The sequence below is a fragment of the Pseudomonas sp. CFBP 13711 genome, assembly GCF_014842265.1.
Classification (GTDB): domain Bacteria; phylum Pseudomonadota; class Gammaproteobacteria; order Pseudomonadales; family Pseudomonadaceae; genus Aquipseudomonas.
Genome location: NZ_JACYVI010000013.1, coordinates 1 through 21,781 on the forward strand (window position 1 = coordinate 1; position 21,781 = coordinate 21,781).

A 21,781-nucleotide genomic window follows, 5' to 3' on the forward strand; every position below is an offset into this window, starting at 1 on the left:
AATCTTGCGACTTCAGTCTTACAGCACAAGCACCCACACGAATTGCTTGATTCAGTTGTTAAAGAGCGGGTGGTTAAGATCTATCGTCTCAACCGAGGCGCGCATTCTACAGCGTCTCTTGTTTCTGTCAAGCGGTTATTTTAAGAAGTTTTCAAAGTTTCCTCATCAACTTCAACCACTTGCGCTTCGCTCGACTTAACGTCTCACGTCAGCGGGAGGCGAATTCTACAGCGTTAAAACCTGCTGTCAACTGCCTTTTTCACCGCTGTCGATTCAAGCATCTGAACCGAAGCATTCCTCGCTGCTTACTTCGTCCAACTCGTTGATTATCAAGGAGTTTTCCGTTTCGTCTGCGCCGGAAGTGGGGCGAATTATAGACAGATCCAGAGGGGCGTCAAGCACTTATTTCAACAGACAGAACAATCACTGATATTTGGCGCCTTTGCTGCTTAACAGACCGCTATCCATGGGTTCTTATAGGAGCGTGCGCTTCTTTAACCGCTCTCTATAGGGATCCAGAAAGCAGCCGCTCGCACGGCCATCGGCGTGATACACGATGTCACTGGCATTTGTCTCACTATTGAGCGATGTTTAGCCGGCGCGCCTTGACATGGTGCCGCCCCTCCACATGGACGTGACCGTTGGTGGCAGCATGCGAATTCTGGATAGTCACTGACCGCAACGTGTTGGTCAGGTAAGGATATGAATGAAGTACTTTTTAATGGCACTGGCAGCATTGGCGGTCGCTGGATGCGCAGCGACGTCTAAACCGGTCATGGGCAAACGCGGCATCCACATAAATTGCTCGGGCCTGTCGTCCTCGTGGGAGCAGTGCTATGACATGGCAACCAACTCCTGCGTATCCAAGCAGTATCGTGTGATCGCCAAGTCCGGTGACGGCGCCGAAGACACGGGGGGCTATCCGCTCGGTCTGAATCCAGCCGGCTATACCAGCCGCAGCATGATCATCATCTGCAAGAAGCCGACTAACCCCTAGTCGGCTACCGACAGCGCATCCACCTGCTGACACAGCAGGTCATGGCTGGCGTCCACCACGCGTTGCTGGAGCTCGGGCGTCGCCATCATTCGCGCGACCGTCAGAGCACCAACGCACTGAGCAATGGCTGCCCACGCCAGATCTTGGTCCCCCAGCACTTCAGCCCATGCCTTTTGTAATTCGCACAACCAGTGCTCGGCGCGCAGGCGAGCCGGTCCTTCTGCGCGGGCAATTTCGGCGCCCAATGCAGGAATGACACATCCACCCGCAGGATTCTGTACATGCGCCAGTGTCAGGTAATGCCGTAGACACTGCTTGATTCGGTCCCTGGTCAGCGACTCATCGGCACCGAGTAACGCCAGGCTGCGGGTCAACTCGCGCTCAACCACCGCCTGAAACAACGCATCCTTCGAAGAGAAGTGGCTATAGAAAGCCCCTCCGGTGAGGCCGACGGCTTTCATCAGACTGTCCACCCCCATAGGCGCGAAGCCTTTCTCCTTCACCAGAGCGGCGCTGCTGTCGAGCATGGCGCGCCGGGTTTGCTCTTTATGGTCGACCGAGTAGCGCATTGTTTTCCCACCGTTTACTTAAGTAAGTGCCTTGACGCCCTTGCGACCCTAGCATAACGTCCGTTAAGTAAACGATCGTTTAATAAAGGTGTCGTGATGACCATTACATTGAATAACAAGAAGGTCGTTCTGGTTGTGGGTGCAGGCAACGCGACAGGAGGCGCGATTGCCAGACGCTTCGCCCGGGAGGGTTACGTGGCGTGTGTCACTCGCAGGAGCGCCGACAAACTTCAGCCCTTAGTTGGCTCGATTCGGCAGAGCGGCGGCGAAGCTCACGGGTTCGCCTCGGACGCGCGCAAGGAAGATGACGTGGTGGCGCTGATTGAGCGGATCGAGACTGAGATAGGCCCGATCGAGGCCTTCGTTTTCAATATCGGCGCCAACGTGCCCTGCAGCATTCTCGAAGAGACGGCGCGCAAGTACTTCAAGATTTGGGAGATGGCGTGCTTCTCCGGATTTCTGAACGCCCGGGAGGTCGCCCTTCGTATGGCCAAACGCAAACGCGGCACCCTTCTGTTCACCGGGGCGACTGCAGGTCTACGCGGCGCTGCCAATTTCGCGGCCTTCGCCGGCGCCAAGCACGGGCTACGGGCACTGGCGCAAAGCATGGCCCGTGAACTGGGGCCGATGAACATCCACGTGGCTCATGTGGTGGTGGATGGCGCGATCGACACTGACTTCATCCGCACACAGTTTCCCGAACGTTACGCGCTCAAGGATGAGGACGGCATTCTCGACCCTGAACACATCGCAGAAAATTACTGGTATCTGCACAGCCAGCCCCGGGACGCATGGACGTTCGAGCTGGACCTGCGCCCCTGGAACGAACGCTGGTAAGCCCCTGCGTGAGCGAATCACATGGGCGCACGCCCGCATCTATATAAGAAGAAGGAATGCAACGATGAGCCGAAGCGTGGAGTTTTACTTCGATGTGGGCAGCCCGACCAGTTACCTGGCCTACACCCAGTTGCGGAAGATCTGCGACGAGACGTCAGCGACCCTGATCCATCGGCCCATCTTGCTGGGCGCAGTGTTCAAGGCGACAGGCAATGCGTCGCCCAACGACGTGCCTGCCAAAGCGCGTTACTCCATCAAGGATCTGGCGCGCTTCGCCAAGCGCTATCAGGTTCCCCTCACCTTCAACCCTCACTTCCCGATCAACACGCTCAGCCTGATGCGCGCGTTGACTGCTGCGCAGATGCTCCAGCCACAACGGTTCATTGAATTGCTGGAAATCACTTTCAGGGCGATATGGGTAGAAGCGCTGGACTTGAACGACCCTGGGGTGATGTCAGCGGCCCTCACAAGATCTGGCTTTGATCCGGCAGAAATCCTTGGCTGGGTCAGCAACCCCAGCGTCAAGGGCCAGCTGAAAATCAATACCGAAGAAGCTGTTGCACGAGGCGTGTTTGGCGCCCCGAGCATGTTCGTCGACGACGAGCTCTATTTCGGTCAGGACCGACTCGATTTCGTCCGGGAAGCGCTAACCGAGTAACCGCCTGTAATGCCACCGCCAAACAGGACGGTGGCGTTCAGGGTCAAACCGCCGCTGTCCGACCTTCCAGCCAGGCCAACGCAGCGCCCTCCACGAGTGGACTGAGGCGCTGCCTGACCTGGGCGTGGTATTCGTTCAGCCATTCACGCTCCTCTTGGGTCAGCAGGCCGATTTCCAGGCAGCGCGTGTCTATCGGACAAAGCGTGAGTGTCTCGAACTTGAGAAACTCGCCGAACTCGGTCTTGCCCGCCTCCTGATTGATCACCAGGTTTTCAATGCGCACGCCCCACTGCCCCGGCCGATACGTCCCCGGCTCGATCGACGTGATCATCCCCGGCTGCATCGCGGTTTGCGGCGTGGCGGCGGCCTGATAGGCAATCACCTGCGGGCCTTCGTGCACGTTCAGGAAATAGCCGACGCCGTGACCGGTGCCGTGCCCGTAATTGACGCCCTCGGCCCAGATCGGGGCGCGAGCGATGGAGTCGAGCAGCGGCGAAAGAATGCCCCGCGGAAAGTGCGCACGGGACAACGCGATGACGCCCTTCAAAACGCGCGTGCAGTCACGCTTCTGTTCAGCGGTCGGCGTGCCGATGGGCACCATGCGGGTGATATCGGTCGTGCCGCCCAGGTATTGGCCGCCGGAGTCGATCAGCAGCAAGCCGTCACCCTCAATTTGCGCGTGCTCTTCTTCGGTGGCGCGGTAGTGAGGCATCGCCCCGTTACCGTTGAAGCCGGCAATGGTGGCGAAACTCTGGGACACGTAGCCCGGCCGACGGGCCCGCGCCGCGCTGAGTTTCTCGTCGATGGTCAGCTCGCTGACGGGCTCTTTGCCCAGCGCTGAATCCAGCCAGGCGAAGAATTCGCACAGCGCCGCGCCATCCTGCTCCATCGCCTGACGGATGTGCCGGGTATCAGCAGCGCTTTTCTGCGATTTGAACAGGGTCGTCGGGTTCAAGCCTTCGACCAGCGTCACTTCGCTGTCGAGATAGTCCAGCAGGCCACAGGTGACCCGCGCCGGATCCACCAGCAACCGCGCGTCCTTGGGCACGTTGCGCAGCGCAGTGCCGATGCGGGTGTATTCATGCAGGGTGATGCCGTCTTGCTCCAGGGTGCTGCGCAGTCCGGCGTCGACTTTCTCTGATGCGACAAACAGGTTGACGCTGTTCGGCCCGATCAGGGCGAAGGAGATGAACACCGGGTTGTAGGAGACGTCGGCGCCACGCAGATTAAACAGCCAGGCGATGTCGTCCAGGGTGGCGAGAAAATGCCAATCCGCGCCGCGCTCGGCCATCACCGTGCGCAATCGAGTGAGTTTGTCCGTGCGGCTTTCGGTGGCGTGGGGCGCGGCGTGCTCATAGATTGCCTGGGCCGGCAACGCAGGGCGGTCGTTCCACAACTCCGTCAGAGGGTCGAGGTCGGTGCGAAGGCGCGCACCTTTTTCGTACAGATTGGCAGCCAGCGTGCGCGAGGACGCCACGGCCAGCACCGCGCCATCCACCGCGACGACGGAATCCGCTTTGGCCTGCTCGGCGAGCCATTCAAGTGGGCCGGTCTGGCCGGGCTGCAGCTTGACCAGTTCGATGCCGCTGCCTGCCAGTTCCTTGCTCGCCTGCTCCCAGTAACGGCTGTCTGCCCAGAGGCCGGCGAAGTTCTGGGTGATGATCAAGGTGCCGACGGAACCGTGGAAGCCGGACAGCCACTGCCGCCCTTGCCAGTAACCCGGCAGATATTCAGAGAGATGAGGGTCGGCCGACGGCACCAGCCAGGCGTCGATGCCCTCACGGCTCATCAGGGCGCGCGCCTGCGCGAGGCGTTGCATCGCCACTCCAGTGGTTTTCGACTGCGTATTCATTGAATCTCCTGGTGACCCGAATTGTTTGCGTCGCAGACCCGGATAATGGAGCAGCGATCAAGGCTGAGCAACCGCAGCGCCGCATCCACCCTTGGCCGCAGTAATGACGCGCCGGGGCCACTGCATGGCGCACTGATGAAGTCTTCGGTCATATCAACCACCTCACCCACATCGATGTATATATAACCGAACACAGTTCTATCTATAAAACCGCAACACCACCGTGATCGCTTAATTACAAACTTACCTCTCACTTGATTAGTTACCCCTCCGCATAAGTACGCGTGTATGACGGGATTCAATAATCGAGCGCCATAAAACCGTTACCCCCCATCCGCGCCCAAGTTCTGACGTTGGAAAAACGTCTTCCCGGTAATTTTCGATAGCCAAACAGGGGGTCTCCGGCAGTGCCTAAAAAGCGTCGCGCACCACGACAGGGCAGTGATGTTTTATTGACTCTGTTTAAAATCAATCACTTAGGCATGCCAATGATCCGCTTATCAAAAAATTAACAGAATGATGGCGAAATAATTTGACAGAAACTCTGCCTCCGTCGATATATAGGCACGTCCAATGTTTTCCTGTTTTTGCAGTGCGGCCCTAGAGCCGTGCGCCGAGAGCATTCCGACTTAATTACCCTGAGACTGCCCAAAAAGTTGACGATTCAAACGGTGTGAAATCAGCGCCGGTGGGCAGTTTTTGGTTCAAAGAAAGTTTTTTTCGAATTACTGAATGTGCTCGGTGGGGCGGTAGCTTTGCCCAACGCTTTTGTCAGCCAGTGCTGAATGAAGTCACCGTTTGAAATGCACGCCTAATTAGTACAACGGCAGGATCTGCAGATTCGGGCGGTAGCGTGCCTGAAGCACAATTCACTCCGCTGCCCTGCACTCCTCACTCTCTACGAGGGCCTGATGCAATGCCTTTATCTTTCGACATGGATGAGCAGCTGGTTCAGCGACTGGCTGACGAAATCGATACCAACGGCTTTGCAAAACTGAACGCGGCCGTGCCTGACACGGACCTGCAGCAGTTGCGGGCCTGGACTGACGAACAGGCGCAGAAACACCAGGGCGAATACTTTGCCTACCACGGTGAAGCGGCACTGAGCGAAAGCCTGCTGGCGAGTTACTGGTCCGACCCGCGTTTCAAGACGCTGCTCGGTCGCCTCTACAAGCATGCAGCCCGCCGCGACGCTGCCAGTGACCGCATTTTCCCGGTGCTGCGCTGCGTGCAGGGCAATCAGGGCAAGCGCGAATCCAACAGTTTCCACTACGACGCCAGCCTGGTGACCGCACTGATCCCGGTGTTCATCCCCAGTGAAGGCGAAGGACGCGGCGATCTGATGCTGTTTCCGAATATCCGCCGAGTGCGCTCATGGGTGGTGTTCAACGTCATCGAGAAGGCCCTGCTGCAGAACAAGATCACCCGCGGCTGGATCATCAAGGGCATGCAGCGCAACTGGCTCAAGCCGTATGTCCTGCGCCTGGAGCCGGGCAGCGTTTATTTCTTCTGGGGCTATCGCAGCCTGCACGCCAATCAGGCCTGCCGACCGGACGTGAAGCGCGCCACCGCGCTCTTCCACTTCGGCGACCCCCATGCAGGCAGCCTGGCCACCCGGTTGATCCTGAAAATCAATCAGGGCCGTGCGCGACGGATGAGTAGCAAGGCAGGCAGCCCGCCGCCGGCATCCACCCCCAATTGATTTCCCTCGAACCTGGCGTTGGCGGCCTGGCCTCAGACCGGCGCAACCGCATCACTGCCCAGAAAGCATTTTTTAAAAGCTTTGCATCTGAAATGGAGAATTCGATGATCAACGTCACCAAGACTTACCTGGGCGATATCGACAAGTTCAAGGGCTACGTCGAGGGCATTTATGCGCGCGGCTGGCTGACCAACCACGGGCCGCTGGTGTGCGAGCTCGAACAACGCCTGAAAGACTACCTGGGCGTCAAGCACGTCATTCTGACCAACAACGGCACCCTCGCCCTGCAGGTCGCCTATCGCGCACTGGGCCTGAGCGGCAGCGCAGTGACCACGCCGTTCAGCTTTGTCGCCACCAGCAGTTCGCTGCAGTGGGAAGGCATTCGCCCGATCTTCGCCGACATCGACGCGCAGACCTGGAACATTTCCCCCGACCACATCGAGAGCCGCATCGTCTCCGACACCACCGCCATTGTCGGCACCCACGTCTTCGGCAACCCGTGCGCCGTTGAACGCATCGAAGAAATCGCCCGTCGGCGCAATCTGAAAGTCGTGTACGACGGCGCCCATGCCTTCGCCGTGCGTCACGCCGGCCAGTCGGTGCTCAACTGGGGCGACGTCAGCACACTGAGTTTTCACGCCACCAAGCTGTTTCACACCATCGAAGGCGGCGCGATTATCACCAACGATGACGAAACAGCGCGCCGGGTTCACCTGCTGTGCAACTTCGGCATCGTTGACGTCGACAAGATCGACGGCATCGGCATCAACGCCAAGCTCAACGAATTCTCCGCCGCGATGGGCCTGTGCATTCTCGACGACATCGAGAACATTCTTCAGGAACGCGCTGAAATCGCTGACCGCTACACCACCCGCCTGGGCGATTACGTCGACCTGCAGCGGCCGGAAAGCAACAGCGAACTCAACCACAGCTATTACCCGATCGCCCTGCGCGACGAACAACAACTGCTGCGTTTGCGTTCGGCGCTGAACACCAACGGGATCAACCCGCGCCGCTACTTCTATCCGTCGCTGGACACCCTTGAATACCTGCAGCCGCAAGCGGCACAAACCGCCTCGCGTTCACTGAGCGAGCGCGTGTTGTGCCTGCCGATTTACCCGGGCCTGCTGCGCGACGATCAGGACCGCGTCATTCAGACGGTGATCGCCGAAACCAGCACCGCCCACTCGCCGTACCGTGTACCGTCCCTCGCGCAGGTCATGTAACGCCATCGCGCCATTCACCTAGATTCGCCGGAAGGACTTTCGATGCCAACCAAGCGCTCAGTCATACGCAACACTGCGTTGAGCTATGCAGGCCAGGCCTACACGCTGCTCGTGGGGATCCTGATCATGCCGTTCTACCTCGGCCACATGGGCGCCGAGGCATATGGGCTGATCGGGTTCTTCTCGGTGCTGCAAGCCTGGCTGCAATTGCTGGACGCAGGGTTGTCGCCGAGTCTGGTCAGGGCGGTGGCGCATCGACAAGGAAGCGACGGACTGGACCGCTACACCGGTCGCCTGCTGCGTTCGTTCGAGATTATCTTCCTGCCACTGGCGGGTTTCTGCTGCGTGGCGATGTATGCCGGCAGCGAATGGATTGCCGTTCACTGGCTCAATGCCCAGGAGCTGTCGACGCAGACCGTGGTGCAGTGCATCGCGCTGATGGGCATTGTCATCGCTCTGCGCTTGTTTTCGACGCTCTATAAAAGCGGGATTCAAGGCCTTGAGCAGCATGCATGGCTGAACATCGCCAACGTGATTATCGCCACGCTGCGCTACTTCGGCGGGCTGCTGCTGGTGAGCACGATCTCCAACGACCCGGTGCACTTCTTCGAATTCCAGGCGCTGGTGGGCTTGATCGAAGCGTTGATCTTCGCCGCCCGTGCCTATCAGCAGATGCCGAGGCCGTCGCCGCTGACCGGTTTCGACTGGGATCTGGTCAAGCCGATCATCCCGTTCGCGGCCAGCATGTCCGGCACCGCGGTGCTGTGGATCGTGCTGACCCAGATCGACAAGGTGCTGCTGTCCGAGCTGCTGCCACTTAATGAATACGGTTATTTCTCGCTGGTGGCACTGATCACCACCGGGATCATGATGCTCTCCAACCCGCTGGCGCAGACGTTACTGCCGCGCCTCACGGTGTTGATGGCCGAAGGGCGCCGGGATGACATGCATCAGCTGTACCTGGCGGCCAACCGGTTTGTGTGCACGTTCCTGTTTCCCCTCGCGGCACTGATCGCGCTGCACGCCGACGAGATGGTGTTTGCCTGGTCGGGTGATCGCCCTGCCGCCGAGTGGAGCCGGACGATTCTGCCGTGGTACTCCCTGGGCAGCGCCATCATGGCGGTCAGCGCGTTCCAGTTTTATCTGCAATACGCCTACGGGCGCATGCACCTGCACGTCTGGTACAGCATTGTTTCGGCGCTGATCACGGTGCCGGTGATGTTTCTGGCGATTCGCGGCTATGGCGCTTACGGCGCGGCGATTGCCTGGTTCGTGTTACGGGTGGTGTCCTTCGCCATCTGGCCGGTCATCGTCCACCAGCGCCTGGCCCCGGGCATTCACAGCCAATGGCTGCGCGACATCATCCGCATCAGCGTGATGACCGGCGTCGGCCTGGCGATTACCGAGCCCTTGCTGCGCCTGATCGCCAATGATAACCGCATCAGCGTCTTTCTGGGTCTGGCCGTCTGCGGCCTGCTCACGCTGCTGATTGTGGCCGCCAGCTACAAGCCGCTGGTGATGAAGATTTCCGTTCTGTTCAGCAAACCCAGTGTTTAACTCCGAGTACCCAAGCCATGGATGCTATTAGCAATAAGACGAGCTCTTCGCCGTCCGCCGCGCCCTTGGTCAGCATCGTCTGTCCAGCCTACAACCAGGAAGCCTACGTCGCGCAGACGCTGGAAGGCTTTCTGATGCAGCAAACCACGTTCGCCTTCGAAATCCTGGTGAACGACGATGCCTCCACGGACGGCACCGCTCGCATCATTGCCGATTACGTCAAACGCTTCCCGACGCTGATCCGCCCCTTCTATCACGAGACGAATCAGTACTCGCAGAACAACCCGCCGGTGCCGGGCCTGTTCGGCGAAGCCCGGGGCCGCTACATCGCTTACTGCGAAGGCGACGATTACTGGACTGACCCGCGCAAGCTGCAGATCCAGGTGGATTTTCTCGAGAACAACCCGGATTACGTGCTGACCTACCACGACGCGATCCCCTTCGACATCAGCGGCCAATACCCGATTCAACTGCAAGGCAAGCTGCGCGGGGATGCCACGGCGCTGGAGCTGCAGAAAGCGCGGCCGGTGTCGACGCTGACCACGGTGTTCCGCAACGTCTTCGATTCGTTGCCGCCCGAGCTGCGCGCCGCGCCGCTCAACGATCTGGTCTGGTGGTCGCTGCTCGGTGCCTACGGCAAGGGCAAATTCATGGGTGAGGTCAAGCCGGCCATGTACCGGTTGCACCCAGGCGGCGTGTTTTCCATGCGCTCCAACAAACGCAAATTGCACATGGCGCTGCAGACCTCGGGCGCCCTGGCCAACTACTACAACCGGCTCGGTCATCAGGAACTCTATGAGCATTTCCTGATGGAGCTGGTCGAGTACTCGCTGTCGGCGATCACCCCGAAACGCAAGATGCAGACGCTCCTGGCGGTCGGGCAGAACTTCAGCTCCAACATCAGCAAGAGACTGATGACGACCCTCAGCAAAGGTCATGTTCAATAACGTACTGGTGGTCTGCGTCGGCAATATCTGTCGCAGCCCCATGGCCGAAGCCCTGTTCCGACAACGCGTGCCGAACGCGCGCATCCAGATCTCGTCGGCCGGCACCCACGCCATGCTCAGCTCCACTATCGATCCGCTGGCCCAGGCCGTTCTGCAGGTCAACGGCGTCCTCGCCCACAAACATCGAAGCCGTCAGATCGATCGGCAGATGCTCCACGAAGCAGAGCTGATTCTGGTCATGGAGCATCGTCAGACCCAGAGCGTCCTCAAGCTGGCCCCCGAGGTACGCGGCAAGACGTTTCTGATTGGCAAATGGCAACAAGCGCTGGAAATCGCCGATCCCTATCGGCGCCCGAAACTAGCCTTTGAACAGACCTACGAGCAGCTTTCGCGTTGTGTCGACGACTGGCTTCCTTATCTTCAGTCAGGAGATCCAAGATAAATGACCGCTATGAACCGTACTTCTCTGGACGAGGTCCAGGACTCCCGGATCGATTTGGCGACTATCTTGCGCACACTTTTCGATCACAAAGGATTGATTGCGTCGATTGTCGGCATCTGCGTCCTGCTCGGCGCCACCTACGCCATTCTCGCCACGCCGATCTTCCAGGCCAACGCGATGATTCAGATCGAGCCGCGCAAAGTGGGCATCGAGGGCCGCACCGAAGTCTCCAGCAAGCCGCTGTCGGTTTCCCAGGCGACCACCGAAATCGAGCTGATCAAATCCCGCGCAGTGCTGGGCAAGGTCGTTGATGATCTCAAGCTGTACATCGTGCAGAAGCCCAAATACATCCCGGGGCTGGGCAGCTACATGGCGCGTCGGTTCAAGCCGGAGCGTGAAGGCGCGCTGGCCGATCCGATGTTCGGCCTGAACAGCTACGCCTGGGGCGGCGAGAAAATCGACATCTTCCAGCTGGAGGTGCCGGACGCGCTGCTGGGCAAAAAGATGACCATGGTGGCGGGCAAGCCTGGCACCTTCACCCTGTATGACGAAGACCGCAACAAACTGCTCAGCGGCCCAGTCGGTCAGACCGTCGAAGGCAGCGGCATCACCCTCCAGGTGGCTGCGCTCAATGCACGTCCGGGCACCGAGTTCACCGTCGTGCGTCAACGCACCCTGACCGCCGCGCTGGATTATCAGGACCGTCTGAAAATCATGGAAGCGGGCAAGGATTCCGGGATCGTCTACCTGTCGATTCAGGACCCGGACCCGGCACTGGCCAAGCGCATCCTCAACGAAGTCAGCCGCCTGTATGTGCGCCAGAACGTCGAGCGCAGTTCGGCTGAAGCCGCCCAGCGTCTGGAATTCCTGCGTTCGCAATTGCCTGCCGTGCGCAAGCAGCTGGAACAGTCGGAAATCGCGCTGAACAACTTCCAGATGGGCGCCAAGTCGGTTGACCTGAGCGTTGAAACCAAATCGGTTCTGGATCAGGTGGTCAAGCTGGAAGGCACCCTGTCGGACCTGAAAATGAAGCGCGTCGACGTCGAGCGTCTGTACACGCCGGAGCATCCGACCTACCGCGCCCTGATGACTCAGATCGGCCAGGTTGAATCCCAGAAAGCCGCGCTGCTGAAGAAGATCGAAGCCCTGCCGGCCACGCAACAAGAGTTGCTGCGTCTGAACCGTGACATGCAGGTCACCTCGCAGACCTACACCCTGTTGCTGGACAAGAGCCAGGAGCAGGACATTCTGCGCGCCGGCAGCATCGGTAACGTCCGCATCATCGACAACGCCGACGCCAACGTCGAAGAGCCGGTCAAGCCGATGCGCAAAATCATCGTGCTGGTCGCCGCGCTGATCGGCCTGCTGCTGGCCGTTGCCACCGTGTTTGTACGCCAGGCGTTCTATCGCGGCGTGGACAACCCGGAAGTCATCGAAAACCTCGGCATGCCGGTGTACGCCTCGCTGCCGTATTCGCGACTGCAGGAGCGCATGGAAAAGGCCGCCCAGAGCCGTTCGGCGAGCAAGGAGCCACGCCTGCTGAGCGTCAGCGCGCCGACGGAGCTGGCGATCGAAGCGTTGCGCAGCCTGCGCACCAGCCTGCACTTCGCCATGCTCGAAGCCCGCAACAACGTGCTGATGATTTCCAGCCCGACGCCGGGCGTGGGCAAGTCGTTCGTCTCCAGCAACCTGGCGGTGATCATTGCCCAGACCGGCAAACGCGTGTTGCTGATCGACGCCGACATGCGCAAAGGCTACCTGCACAAGATGTTCAACCTGACGCCCAAGCACGGTTTGTCGGACACCCTCGCTGCGCGTCTGGGCAGCAAGGAAGTCATCAACCACACCGAAGTGCGCAACCTGGATTTCATCTCCTGCGGTTACGCGGCGCCGAACCCGTCCGAGCTGTTGATGCACGACAACTTCAATAAAATGATCAGCGAGCTGTCGCCGTTGTATGACCTAGTGATCATCGACACCCCGCCGATTCTGGCCGTGACCGATGCCACGCTGGTCGGCCGCCAGTCCGGCACCTGCCTGCTGGTGACCCGCTTCGGCCTGAGCACCGCCAAGGAAATCGAAGCGTGCAAACGCCGCCTGATGCACAACGGCATTCTGATCAAGGGTGCGATCTTCAACGGTGTCCTGCGCAAGGCGTCCACCGCCGACTACGACTGCGCCGCTTACGGTTACGACTACACCACGGTCCGCAAGTAAATCGACATGCACGCCAAGGAGACACACATGGCCAGGACCCTTGCAGTGATGCAGCCCTATCTGTTCCCGTACCTGGGTTACTTTCAGCTCATTGCTGCCGCAGACGTCTTCGTCCTGGGAGACGATCTGCAGTATGTTCGGTCCGGCTGGGTCAATCGCAACCGCATCCTGCACAACGACGAAGCGAAGCTGATCAGCTTTCCGTTGAAGAAAGACCGCTTTCAGTTGCAGATCAATCAGCGCCAACTGTGTGATCATTTCAGCGATGAAGCGCCGCGGCTGATCGATCTGCTGGCCGAGAGTTATCGAGAGGCGCCCTGTTTCGCGCAGGTCATGCCCTTGCTGGAGCGGTTGATCCGTTTCCCGCAGCAGAACATCGCGCTGTATGCCGAACACGCAATCCGTGAAATCTGTGCTTATCTGCACATCGTGACGCCGATCCTGCGCAGCTCGGACCTGATATTGGGTAGCGCTGCGGACAAGCAGGAGCGCATTATCCGCATCGCCCACACGTTCGAAGCCACGACGTTCATCACCCCGGAAGGCGGATCGGTCATCTATGACCGTGATCACTTCGCCCGCAACGGCTTGCTGGTGCGGTTCTTCCGGATGAACCCCGTGGTGTACCGGCAGTTCCGGCAACCTTTCGTCGCCAATCTGTCGATCATCGATGTGCTGATGTTCAACTGCGTCGAGCAGGTGCAGCAGATGTTGACCGAATACGGGCTGGACAAGAATCCACCCAGCGCCCGGCCAGGCATGATGCACGGGCTGGCGCAAAAACCTGACGTTGTCCTGACCGGGTCGCACCGGATCGCAGTGGAGTGAAGTGTATGTCTGAAGTCGTCAATAGCGCCTGTGGCTCCGCGCGCTGGTACCTGATCCAGACCAAACCCCGCCAGGAAGCACGTGCGGCAGAGCACCTGCAACGTCAGCAGTTCGAGTGCTACCGCCCGGTCAAGCACGGCGAGAAAAAACGCGGCTCACGGGCACCGGCCGAAGAAGAGCTGTTCCCCGGTTACCTGTTCATCCACATGGACCAGGCCAGCGACAACTGGTACCCGATCCGCTCGACCCGAGGCGTGGCGCGCATCGTCACCTTCGGCGGCATGCCGGTTCCGGTGCAGGATGCGTTGATCGAGCAGATCCGTCAGCGTCTGCTGGCGCCGCCGGCCAGGGTCACCTTTCAAGAAGGGGAAACGGTGCGGATCACGGCCGAGGGCTTCAACGACGTCGAAGCGATCTTCCTCGCCGCCGACGGTGATGAGCGCGCGGTGATTCTGCTCAATCTGCTGCAACGTGAGCAGAAGGTCACCCTGCCGGTCAGCAGCCTGTCGCGGATGCAAGCGCAGGCGTGAGCCGTTAGCGTTTTCCGTACTGATCCACACATTCTGACCCACACATCCTGAATCCCACGGGGCTGATGCTTTCAGCCTCTTGACCCCCCTTCGCCCGGAACTCGCCATGACCCAGAAAACCACACTGGTGACGCTCACCTATGGTGATCGTTTCAACTACCTGCACACGCTGGTCAGCCGCTCGCTGGAAAGCCCGCTGATCGATCGCGTGATCATCGTCAGCAACGCGTCCACCGCACCGCTGGATAACCTGCGCCGCACCTGGCCGAATCAGGTCAGCGTGATCTACATGCACGAGAACACCGGTTCCGCGCGGGGCTATTCGGTGGGGATCCAGGCCGCACTGGATGCCGGGGCCGAACACATCTGGCTGATGGACGACGACAACGCGCCGACCATCAACGCCATCGCCACGCTGCATCAGGTGCTCGAAGAACGTAAACGCGTCGACGGCGAAGACAAGGCCGCCGTGCTGGGCTTTCGGCCCACCCATCAGGCGGACATCGCCGCCGGCGTGCCGAACCGCTTCGCCATTCAGCGCCGTTCGAGTTTCTTCGGTTTTCACATCGCACAGCTGCCCTACAAGATCTGGCGCCGGCTGCCGTGGGGCGCGCCGCAAAGCCCGCACCGCAAACTGCCGATGGTGCAATTGCCGTTCGCCACGTACGGCGGCCTGCTCGCCCACCGCAATCTGTATCGCCGCATCGGCCTGCCGCTGGACGCGTTGATGCTCTACGCCGACGACAGCGAATACACCTTTCGCATCACCGCCGGTGGTGGCCGGATCTTTCTGGTGCCGGACGCCTTGCTCGACGACCTGGAAAGCTCGTGGAACATCAAGGCACGCACCAACAACATCTACGAGAGCTTCCTGCTCGGTGGCTCGGACTTGCGCGCCTACTACGGCGCGCGCAATCAGGCCTGGTTCGACAAAAACATCTGGGCCAATTCGTCGCTGCTGTACGGCCTCAACCGCTGGGTGTTCTTCCGCCTGCTGCGGCTGATCGCCAAGCGACGCGGTGCCGAGGAGCGCCTTGGCCTGATCGAACAAGCCATCCGTGACGGTGAGTCCGGGGTACTGGGTCTGAATCAGTCGTATCCACTATGAAAATACTGTTCATCAGCAGCCTGTATGCCCCCCACATTGGAGGCGGCGCGGAAATCATTCTTCAGCGTACCGTCGAAGGCCTGCAGCAGCGTGGCTGTGAAGTCAGCGTGCTGGTGACCGGTCCCGACGCGGGCCTGAGCGTCGAAGCGGTGAACGGCGTCAAGGTCTACCGCGCCGGCCTGCGTAACTTCTACTGGCATTTCGGTGCGCAGCGGCCTGGCCGTCTGGCGCGCCTGGGCTGGCATCTGCGCGACCGCTGCAACGGCGCGATGCGCAGCTACGTGAAACAGGTCATCGGCAGCGAGCAGCCGCAACTGGTGGTCTGCCACAACCTGGCCGGCTGGTCGGTGTCCGTCTGGGACGAGATCACCGCTGCAAAACTGCCGATCGTGCAGGTGCTGCATGACATGTACCTGATGTGCCCAAGCAGCAACATGTTCAAGCGCGGCCAGTGCTGCCAGCAGCAATGCGGCAGTTGCCAGACCTTTCGCAAGGGCCACGACGCGCGCTCGGCCCAGGTCGCGGCGGTGGTTGGGGTCAGCCGCTTCATTCTGGACAAGCTGCAGCAGCGCGGCTACTTCAGCGCCGCCAGCCCGTACGTCGTGCACAACGCCAGCCCGTTCACGCCGCCGACCGCCTCGCCCCATCAGCGGCGGCAAGCGGATCTGGCGACGAAAAAAACGCCGTTGCGCTTCGGCTACATGGGCACGCTGTCCCATCAGAAAGGCGTGGCCTGGCTGATCGAGCAATTTCAGCGACTGCCCTTCGACGCCACGCTGCAGATTGCAGGGCGTGGCCAGACGGATGACGAAGCCACGTTCAAGGCGCTGGCGAACTCGTCGAAGATCAGCTTCGTCGGTTACCAGAAGCCTGAAGCGTTCTACCGCCAGATCGACGTCGCCGTGGTGCCTTCGCTGTGGAACGAGCCGTTCGGGATGGTCGCCGTTGAAGCCTGCGCTCACTCGGTGCCGGTGATTGCGAGCCGCATGGGCGGTTTGCCGGAAATCATTCAGGACCCGCTCAACGGATTGCTGTGTGACCCCCAGGACCCCGACTCCCTGGGCCAGGCGATGTTGCGCTTGCACCAGAACCCGGAACTGCTGGCGCGTCTGAGCGGCCAGGCGCGGGTCAGCGTGGCGTCGTTACTGAACCTGGAGTTGATGCTCGACAGTTACCAAAGCATTTTTGCCCAGACGTTGCTGGACGACACCGCCCAGCGCAACCGGCATGCCCTGCCCCACCCGGTCTGAACACATCGGCATGCCTGCAAGCGATGCCGACATTACCACCGACGGCCCGAGACCTACCTGAGCAAGCGCTCCGGACCGTGCCTCTTCACTGAGACAAGCCATGCTCATCCCTTACCTGACCCGGTTACGACGACCCTCGGCGGTCCTGTTGCTGGGCTTGTTGATCAGCTGCATTACGCGAGCGGACGAAGCATTCATCATCGGCGTCGACACGCACTTGATGAACAAACCCGGCACCTCCGTCCGCGCGTTCCAACTGCTGAAAGCGGCGGGAGTCGACTCGGTGCGCGACGATGCCTACTGGTCCAGCGCCGAGCCCCGACGAGGGTTATTGAAGATCGAGCCTTCGTGGCAGTCGTTCCTGAGCGCCGCCCAGGAACACCGATTGCGACCGCTGTTGGTGCTGGGCTACGGCAACCCGTTTTACGAGAACTACGCCAAACCGCGGAAACCCTCGGTGCGCGACGCTTACGGCAACTACGCCAGCTTCGTCACCCGCCAGCTCACCGACAGCGTGGACTTCTACGAGATCTGGAATGAGTGGGACAAGGAAAACCCGGTCGATCCGGGGTTCGCCAGGGACTACAGCTTGCTCATCGAACAAACCGCCCAGCGCATTCGCGCCAACCAGCGGCCGATGGTGATTCTGGCCGGCGCCGTCACCAGTCAGGGGATGGACCTGGGGTTTGCCGATCGGCTGGTGGAATCGGGCGTGCTCAACCATGTCGACGGGTTGTCGCTTCATCCGTATGTGTACTGCCGTTCGGATGAGCGCAACACCCCGGAAAACTGGATTGCCTGGCTGCGGCGGATCAGCGAGGACCTGAAGGACAAGAACCGCAACAACGGCCCGGTGCCGCTGTACCTCACCGAAATGGGCTGGCCCAGCAACGACGGGCGCTGCGGCGGTGATGAGAAGACCCAGGCGGCGTTTCTGGCACGCAGTTTCTTCCTGGCGCAGACGATGCCCAACGTCAAGGGCATGTGGTGGAACGGCCTGCTCAACGACGGCCCCGACGGCACTGATCCGGAGCAGAACTTCGGCCTGCTCAATCAGGACCTGAGCATCAAGCAGGCGTACCTGACGCTGAAGGCCATCAGCCCGACGCTGCATCAATTCCGTTACGACGCTGAAAAGAGTCGCGAAATCGACTCGCAATACCTGCTGCGGTTCGCCAAGGGTTCGGAGCAGATCATGGTCGCCTGGACCGCCGGGCTGCCGCGTTCGATCAAGGTCGACGCCAGCAGCGTGCTGCGCGGCAACGTGCAATACATCGACACCCGCCAGCCGCAACGCGGCCTGGTCGACAGCGGTATCCCGTGGAACTGCAACGACGGGCGTTGCTCGGCGCAAGTGCCGATCGATGACTTCCCGAAAATAATAAGCCTGGGCACACGCCCGGCACTGTTCGCCTTGCCCTGAATTCTGCCTTTTTTATTCCGGTCCGCCTTTAGAGCGCCCCTTCATTCAGGGCGCTGACGGCTCTTCACTGAGAGCGCTGATGCCCTTTTCACTCTGGGCGCTGATGGCTCCTGCGCACGACCCCTTTATCTCTTCTACAGGTCGACCACAATGATTGTGATCAATGCACGTTTTCTGACCCAGGAACTGCGGGGCGTTCAACGCTTCGCCGAACAGATCTGCCTGGCCCTCAAGCAACTGCGCGACGACGTGGTGTTTGTTGCCCCCCACGGCATTCAGATGCATGAGAGCGCCAAGGCCCTCGACGTGCAATGCATCGGCAGTCACAGCGGCCACCTGTGGGAACAACTGGACCTGCCCCTGTACCTGCGCCGTCAGGGCAACCCGCTGCTGATTTCCCTGTGCAGCACCGCGCCGCTGTTGTACGGCAATCAGATCGCGACCCACCACGACGTCACCTATGTGCGTCACCCGGAAAGCTACACACGCACGTTTCGCCTGCTCTACCGGACCATGACGCCGATCATGCTGTCGCGGATCAAGTCGCTGCTGACGGTGAGCGCCTTCTCCAAGGGTGAAATCTCGCAGTTCTACAGATTTCCGGAGAAGAAAATCTTCGTGGTGCCCAATGCCGTCAGCGGTGCGTTTCAACCGGGCCCGCCACTTAAAGAGCAACAGGACTACCTGCTGGCGGTGTCTTCGCCCAGTGCGCACAAGAATTTCAGCCGGATGATTCAGGCGTTTCTGCTGCTGCGCGGCCACGATGATCTGCAGCTGCGCATCGTCGGTGGCGCCAGCGGGATCTTCAGCGACGACAACCTGCAACGTCTGGCCAGTCGTGACCCGCGCATCCGCTTTCTGGGGCGCCTGAGCGACGACGAACTGATCAGCCAGTACCAGGGCGCAACGGCCTTTGTGTTTCCGTCGCTGTACGAGGGCTTCGGCATTCCGCCCCTGGAAGCCCAGGCCTGTGGTTGCCCGGTGCTGGCGGCGAACGCGGCGTCGATTCCCGAAGTGCTGCAGGCCAGCGCGCTGTATTTCGACCCGCTGGACATCGACCACATGGCCGCCGCCATGGAACGCATTCTGACGGACATGCCGCTGCGCCAGTCCCTGCGCCGACGGGGGCTGAACAACGTGGCGCGGTTCTCCTGGGAAGAGTCGGCACGACAGGTTTCCCAACGCATCGACGCGCTGCAGAGTCCGGCCAGAGACCGGCGCAGCAGCCAGGGCAGCGATGCACTGGGTCGCGAATCTTCCAGCAACTGAGGCACTGCCATGAAACGCCTTGCCTATCTCGACGCATTGCGCGGCATCGCCGCCTTGATGGTGGTCTTCACCCATTTGTATGCACCGGTCATCGGTCACGTCTGGGTGCTGGATTACCTGATCGACCCCGGCAAATTGGGGGTGCTGTGGTTTTTCATGATCAGCGGCGTGGTGATCCCCTACAGCCTAAAGCCGGTGCCGGACGGCGCTCGACGCTTTCTGATCTCACGCTTCATGCGCTTGTACCCGGCCTACTGGCTGTCACTGCTGCTGTTTGTGCTGATGCTGCAGTTGACCGGCGCGCCGCTGCCGTCCTGGCCGCAGATCGTCGCCAACCTGACCATGGTGCAGGCGGCACTGGGCTTCGACGACGTGATCGGCCTGTACTGGACGCTGTTCATCGAACTGGTGTTCTACGGCCTGTGCCTGGCGTTGTTCATCGCCGGCAAGCTGTACGACATGGCCTTCCGGGCGCGCTGTTCGCTGGTGTTTCTGCTCGCCGCGCTGGCGATGAGCGTTGCCCGCGCGCTGACCGAACACAAACTGCCGGTGGCGCTGCCCCTGGCGTTGTCGCTGATGTTCTTCGGCTCGGTGTGGCGTCAGTGGTTGCTGGCTGAACACAGCGCGGCGCTGACGCGGAACCTGAAGATGCTGTTCGTGGCCTTCGCCGTGCTGTTGCCGCCGACGCTGATCATGGCGTACAGCAAGGACATGGGCACCGGCGAAACCTGGGGCCGTTACTGCTTCACCTACGCCGTGGCCATCGTCAGCTTCGTGCTGCTGACGCGCAGCGTGCGCCTGAACCACCCGGCGCTGGTCTGGCTGGGCGCAGTGAGTTACTCGCTGTACCTGCTGCACCCGTCGATGGGCATGCTCAGCGAATTCCTGCTGCGCGGCACCGACGCTCCGGGCCTGCTGGTGGCGCTGGTCGCAACGGTCCTGACCCTGGGCGCTGCCCATTTGTGCTTCCGCTACATCGAACACCCGTTCATCCAGCTCGGAAAACGCCTCAATAACCGCAAAGCCGAGACGCAGCCTGTCAGCGTCTGATTTAGCGCCTGCGCACATGGAAAGGCATGGGATGGCCCTCGCGAGCCTGGCTCGACGTGCCGGGCGTCCCTCAGCCGTTAATGCAGAGAATTCCAATGAAAATTGCAATCGTCCACGACTGGTTGGTGACATACGCCGGTGCCGAAAGGGTTTTGGCATCGCTGATCAACATCTGGCCCGAGGCGGATCTGTTCTCCGTCATCGATTTCCTCAGCGACGAGGACCGCGCCCGACTGGGCGGCAAGGTCGCGAAGACCACGTTCATCCAGCGCCTGCCCAAGGCCAAAACCAAATACCAGCGCTACCTGCCGCTGATGCCGATGGCCATCGAGCAACTGGACCTGTCCGGTTACGACCTGATCATCAGCAGCAGCCACGCCGTGGCCAAAGGCGTCCTGTGCGGGCCGGACCAGTTGCACGTCAGCTACGTGCATTCGCCGATCCGTTACGCCTGGGACCTGCAGCATCAGTACCTCAAAGAGGCGAACCTGAGCACCGGCCTGAAAGGCAAAGTGGCGCGGATGATCCTGCATTACATGCGCATGTGGGATCAGCGCACGGCCGCGGGCGTCGACGACTTCATCGCCAACTCGCACTTCATCGGCGCGCGCATCACCAAGGCCTACCGTCGCGAATCCACGGTGATCTATCCGCCGGTGGACACCCTCGGTTTCGCGCTGCAGGAACAGAAGCAGGATTACTACTTCACCGCCTCGCGCATGGTCCCGTACAAGCGCATGCCGATGATCATCGAAGCCTTCGCGGCGATGCCGAACAAGCGTCTGGTGGTGATCGGCGACGGTCCGGAAATGGACAAGGCCAAGGCCGCTGCGGCCAACGCGCCAAACGTCACGCTGCTGGGCTATCAGCCGTTCGCGGTGTTGCAGGAACACATGAGCAACGCCAAGGCGTTCGTGTTTGCTGCCGAGGAAGATTTCGGCATCAGCCCGGTGGAGGCCCAGGCCTGCGGCACGCCGGTCATCGCATTCGCCAAGGGTGGCGTGGTGGAAACGGTCTGCGGCCTGGATCATCCGCAGCCGACCGGCGTGCTCTACCCGGAGCAGAGTGTGGCGTCGCTGATGGCTGCCATCGAGACGTTCGAGATCAACGGTTCACGCATCACCGCGCAAGCCTGTCGGACTAACGCCGAGCGCTTCAGCGAAGCCCGCTTCGAACTGGAAATGCGCCAGTTCGTCGAGACCCGCCTGAGTGCTGCGCGTCAAAGCCGCCAGCCTGCGCACATCCGGCCGATGCAGATCGCGCCGACGCTGGTCAGCAGCGACCTCTCCGCCCGCGTTGTTCCGATCAAATCCGTCTGA

19 protein-coding genes are annotated in these 21,781 nt (G+C 60.6%); 17 read left to right on the forward strand and 2 right to left on the reverse strand.

Features of this window, described 5'->3' with window-relative positions; genetic code table 11:
* Positions 1-706: 706 nt before the first annotated feature.
* Complete coding sequence (locus IFT47_RS21410) at positions 707-997, forward strand: hypothetical protein (RefSeq protein WP_192173997.1); 291 nt, start codon at positions 707-709, stop codon at positions 995-997.
* Here IFT47_RS21410 and IFT47_RS21415 read toward each other — a convergent pair.
* Positions 994-1,566, reverse strand: a complete 573-nt coding sequence (locus IFT47_RS21415; RefSeq protein ID WP_192173998.1) for a TetR/AcrR family transcriptional regulator — start codon at positions 1,564-1,566, stop codon at positions 994-996. The two genes, IFT47_RS21410 and IFT47_RS21415, sit on opposite strands and share 4 nt — an antisense overlap.
* A 96-nt stretch (positions 1,567-1,662) precedes the next feature.
* On the opposite strand from IFT47_RS21415, the gene IFT47_RS21420 reads away from it, so the two are divergent.
* Both IFT47_RS21420 and IFT47_RS21425 read left to right on the forward strand, forming a co-directional pair.
* Positions 1,663-2,403 carry an SDR family oxidoreductase gene (locus IFT47_RS21420; protein ID WP_192173999.1) on the forward strand — a complete coding sequence of 247 codons (741 nt, stop codon included), beginning with the start codon at positions 1,663-1,665 and terminating at the stop codon, positions 2,401-2,403.
* A 64-nt stretch (positions 2,404-2,467) separates the two neighbouring features.
* Positions 2,468-3,061: a 2-hydroxychromene-2-carboxylate isomerase gene (locus IFT47_RS21425; RefSeq protein ID WP_192174000.1), complete on the forward strand. Its 594-nt coding sequence runs from the start codon at positions 2,468-2,470 to the stop codon at positions 3,059-3,061.
* Positions 3,062-3,104: 43 nt separating this feature from the next.
* Here the strand turns inward: IFT47_RS21425 and IFT47_RS21430 are convergent, their stop codons facing one another.
* Positions 3,105-4,913 carry an aminopeptidase P family protein gene (locus tag IFT47_RS21430; protein ID WP_192174001.1) on the reverse strand — a complete coding sequence of 603 codons (1,809 nt, stop codon included), beginning with the start codon at positions 4,911-4,913 and terminating at the stop codon, positions 3,105-3,107.
* Positions 4,914-5,829: 916 nt separating this feature from the next.
* Between IFT47_RS21430 and IFT47_RS21435 the strand changes: the two genes are divergently transcribed.
* The 14 genes from IFT47_RS21435 to IFT47_RS21500 all read left to right on the forward strand — a co-directional run bounded on the left by IFT47_RS21435 (position 5,830) and on the right by IFT47_RS21500 (position 21,781).
* A complete protein-coding gene (locus tag IFT47_RS21435) occupies positions 5,830-6,615 on the forward strand; it encodes a hypothetical protein (protein WP_192174002.1) in 786 nt (261 codons plus the stop codon).
* Between the two features lie 104 nt (positions 6,616-6,719).
* Positions 6,720-7,841, forward strand: a complete 1,122-nt coding sequence (locus tag IFT47_RS21440) for a DegT/DnrJ/EryC1/StrS family aminotransferase (protein ID WP_192174003.1) — start codon at positions 6,720-6,722, stop codon at positions 7,839-7,841.
* A 42-nt stretch (positions 7,842-7,883) separates the two neighbouring features.
* Positions 7,884-9,398 carry a lipopolysaccharide biosynthesis protein gene (locus tag IFT47_RS21445; protein ID WP_192174004.1) on the forward strand — a complete coding sequence of 505 codons (1,515 nt, stop codon included), beginning with the start codon at positions 7,884-7,886 and terminating at the stop codon, positions 9,396-9,398.
* 17 nt (positions 9,399-9,415) lie between these two features.
* Positions 9,416-10,345, forward strand: coding sequence for a glycosyltransferase family 2 protein (locus IFT47_RS21450; protein ID WP_192174005.1), 930 nt, complete (start codon positions 9,416-9,418; stop codon positions 10,343-10,345).
* A complete protein-coding gene (locus IFT47_RS21455; protein WP_192174006.1) occupies positions 10,335-10,787 on the forward strand; it encodes a low molecular weight protein-tyrosine-phosphatase in 453 nt (150 codons plus the stop codon). The genes IFT47_RS21450 and IFT47_RS21455 overlap by 11 nt, the downstream gene beginning before the upstream one ends.
* The gene (locus tag IFT47_RS21460) at positions 10,788-13,004 is read left to right on the forward strand and encodes a polysaccharide biosynthesis tyrosine autokinase (protein WP_192174007.1); all 2,217 of its coding nucleotides are present in this window, start codon (positions 10,788-10,790) and stop codon (positions 13,002-13,004) included. It begins immediately after the preceding gene.
* Between the two features lie 27 nt (positions 13,005-13,031).
* Entirely contained in the window at positions 13,032-13,832 is an 801-nt protein-coding gene (locus IFT47_RS21465) for a WbqC family protein (RefSeq protein ID WP_192174008.1), read from the forward strand.
* 5 nt (positions 13,833-13,837) lie between these two features.
* The gene (rfaH, locus tag IFT47_RS21470; protein WP_192174009.1) at positions 13,838-14,362 is read left to right on the forward strand and encodes a transcription/translation regulatory transformer protein RfaH; all 525 of its coding nucleotides are present in this window, start codon (positions 13,838-13,840) and stop codon (positions 14,360-14,362) included.
* Positions 14,363-14,468: 106 nt separating this feature from the next.
* Positions 14,469-15,470, forward strand: coding sequence for a glycosyltransferase (locus tag IFT47_RS21475; protein WP_192174010.1), 1,002 nt, complete (start codon positions 14,469-14,471; stop codon positions 15,468-15,470).
* Positions 15,467-16,720 carry a glycosyltransferase family 4 protein gene (locus tag IFT47_RS21480; protein WP_192174011.1) on the forward strand — a complete coding sequence of 418 codons (1,254 nt, stop codon included), beginning with the start codon at positions 15,467-15,469 and terminating at the stop codon, positions 16,718-16,720. The genes IFT47_RS21475 and IFT47_RS21480 overlap by 4 nt, the downstream gene beginning before the upstream one ends.
* A gap of 100 nt (positions 16,721-16,820) precedes the next feature.
* Positions 16,821-18,143: a hypothetical protein gene (locus IFT47_RS21485; protein ID WP_192174012.1), complete on the forward strand. Its 1,323-nt coding sequence runs from the start codon at positions 16,821-16,823 to the stop codon at positions 18,141-18,143.
* A gap of 150 nt (positions 18,144-18,293) precedes the next feature.
* A complete protein-coding gene (locus IFT47_RS21490; protein WP_192174013.1) occupies positions 18,294-19,412 on the forward strand; it encodes a glycosyltransferase family 4 protein in 1,119 nt (372 codons plus the stop codon).
* A 9-nt stretch (positions 19,413-19,421) separates the two neighbouring features.
* A complete protein-coding gene (locus IFT47_RS21495) occupies positions 19,422-20,462 on the forward strand; it encodes an acyltransferase family protein (protein WP_192174014.1) in 1,041 nt (346 codons plus the stop codon).
* Between the two features lie 95 nt (positions 20,463-20,557).
* Positions 20,558-21,781, forward strand: a complete 1,224-nt coding sequence (locus IFT47_RS21500; RefSeq protein ID WP_192174015.1) for a glycosyltransferase family 4 protein — start codon at positions 20,558-20,560, stop codon at positions 21,779-21,781.